Origin of the sequence: Intrasporangium sp., from assembly GCF_035280925.1 — a bacterium.
GTDB lineage: Bacteria > Actinomycetota > Actinomycetes > Actinomycetales > Dermatophilaceae > Intrasporangium.
Window position 1 is genome coordinate 1 of the sequence record NZ_DATEEY010000012.1, and the last position, 2,144, is coordinate 2,144.

The following is a 2,144-nucleotide window of genomic DNA, read 5'->3' on the forward strand; positions in this document are numbered from 1 at the left end:
CCCCGACGTTGACCACATCGACGGTGGGGATGGCCGGCGTGGGAACCCTCGGGAGCGGAGCATCCGGCTTCGGTGGCGGCGGAGTGGTGGTCGGCGGGGGCGGCGCGGGCGACGGGGGCGGCGGCGTCGTCACCCCCAACAAGTCAGCCTGCTGCTTCAACGCCAGGTCACGGTCAGCGATCTCCTTGGCCAACTTCGCGTCGAGCGCCTGCAGGCTCGCGGACTCGGCCAGGGAGGCATCGAGGCGCGAGTCGATCGCCGCGGCGAAGCTCGACTGCTGTCTGCGCTGCTGCTCGAGCGAGGTGACCACCGTCTTCTGGGCGTCGCGCGCCTGATCGGCGGCCTCCTTCGCCGTGCGGGCCTGGCCTTCGACCTGCTCCTGTTGGGCCAGGGCCACACGTCGCTCATCGAGGATCACGGCGCGCCGCTGGGCACGGATCGTGAGGACCGAGCGTCGCCGGCTCGCCTCCTCGAGGCTGCTCGAGACCAGGACCATGGCCAGCACCTCGCTCGGCGGGTTGAGGTAGGCGTCGATCGCCATCTGCCGGACCTCGCCCTCGGTCCGGACGGCTTCGGCCGTGGCGACTTCCACCGCAGCCTGCGCGGCCACGAGTCCGGCATTGGCCTGATCGGCCGCGGCACTCGCGGACGCCAGCTCCGCCTTCTTGGCGTCGAGCTGGCCGGAGATCTCCGACAGGCGGGTTCGCATCTCGGCGTCGCTCGCACGGAGCGCGTCGATCTCGGCATCGAGTCCCGCCCGCTTGTCGGCGTTGGCCTCTTTCTGGGCCGCCGGATCCACAGTGGTCGTCGGCGCCGCGTGGGGCTTCGGAGCCGCTGGTGACACAGGTGCGCGAGCAGCCGCTGCGGGGGCAACGAACAGCCCGGCGAGCAGGCTGAAGACACCGGCGAGGACGAGGGCGCGCACACGAGCGCCTGGGCGGGAGGGATCGAGGATCACAGCGGCAGGTAGCGGGGATCAGGTCGCTTTCGTCTTTATCGGCCGGTCACGGTCGAAACCTGAATCAGCGGAAGTCCCTCGACCCGACGGTTGCCGCCACGGCCAACGGTTCGATGCGTTCAGCCACCACGTTGGTGACCCCTTCCGATCTCTCCAGCCTTCCCCTGACCAACAGCGCGGGAGCGGCCCGCGCCACGGATCGGTAACGCGTCCAGCATCCCAGTGAACAGACGACGTTGACAAGGCCCGTCTCGTCTTCGAGGTTGATGAACATCGTCCCGCCTGCGGTCGCGGGACGCTGCCGATGCGTCACCACACCCGCCACCTGCACCTTGGACCCGGGCGATTCTGCCTGGAGGCCCGTCGCCGTGGACACTCCCAGCGCATCGAGCTGGTCGCGCAGGAACCGGGTGGGGTGACCGTCGGGCGAGACCCCGGTGGCCCACAGATCGGCGACCGCCTCTTCACGCCGGGACATCCCCGGCAGCGTCGGCGCCGTCATGCCCGTGACCGTGCCCGCGAGGCGATCCGGGCGTGACCCTGCCGCCGCTCCGGCCACCCACAACCCCTGACGCCGGTCCACCCCGAAACACCCGAAGGCCCCCGCGGTGGCCAGGGCCTCGAGCACCGCACGCGACGCGGTCGTTCGGCGCGCGACGTCCTCGATGTCGACGTAGGGCCGACCGGCCGCGATCTCCTGGGACAGGTCGTCGCCGATGTGACGCACCGACGAGATTCCCAACCGCACGGCCGGACCGTTGAAGCCCCACGTGGACGGAAGGTCGGGATCGCGGGGCGAGCTCGCAGCGACGGGCTCGAGGGTGGCGTTCCAGTCGGAGGCGTTGATGTCGGGCGTGCGCACCTCCACGCCGTGGCGACGCGCGTCCTGCACGAGCGTGTGGGGCGAGTAGAAGCCCATGGGCTGAGCGTTGAGCAGCGCAGCGCAGAACGCGGCGGGCTCGTGGTACTTGATCCACGAGGACGCGTACACGAGGTAGGCGAAGCTGACCGAGTGGCTCTCGGGAAAGCCGTAGTTCGCGAACGCGGCGAGCTTGTCGTAGATGGCCTCGGCCACCTCGCCGGTGATCCCGCGGGTGGCCATCCCCTCGAAGAGCCGGACCCGCAACCGCTCCATCCGCTCCGCGGAGCGCTTCGACCCCATCGCCTGACGGAGCTGATCGGCATC

1 protein-coding gene and 1 pseudogene are annotated in these 2,144 nt (G+C 70.4%); both read right to left on the bottom strand.

What is annotated here, in order from left to right:
* Nucleotides 1–925: pseudogene (locus VJN29_RS01340) on the bottom strand (hypothetical protein); the annotation flags it as partial.
* A gap of 97 nt (nucleotides 926–1,022) precedes the next feature.
* Nucleotides 1,023–2,144, bottom strand: a 1,122-nt coding sequence (locus VJN29_RS01345) for an OB-fold nucleic acid binding domain-containing protein (RefSeq protein WP_324141633.1), incomplete at its 5' end; no start/stop codon positions are given.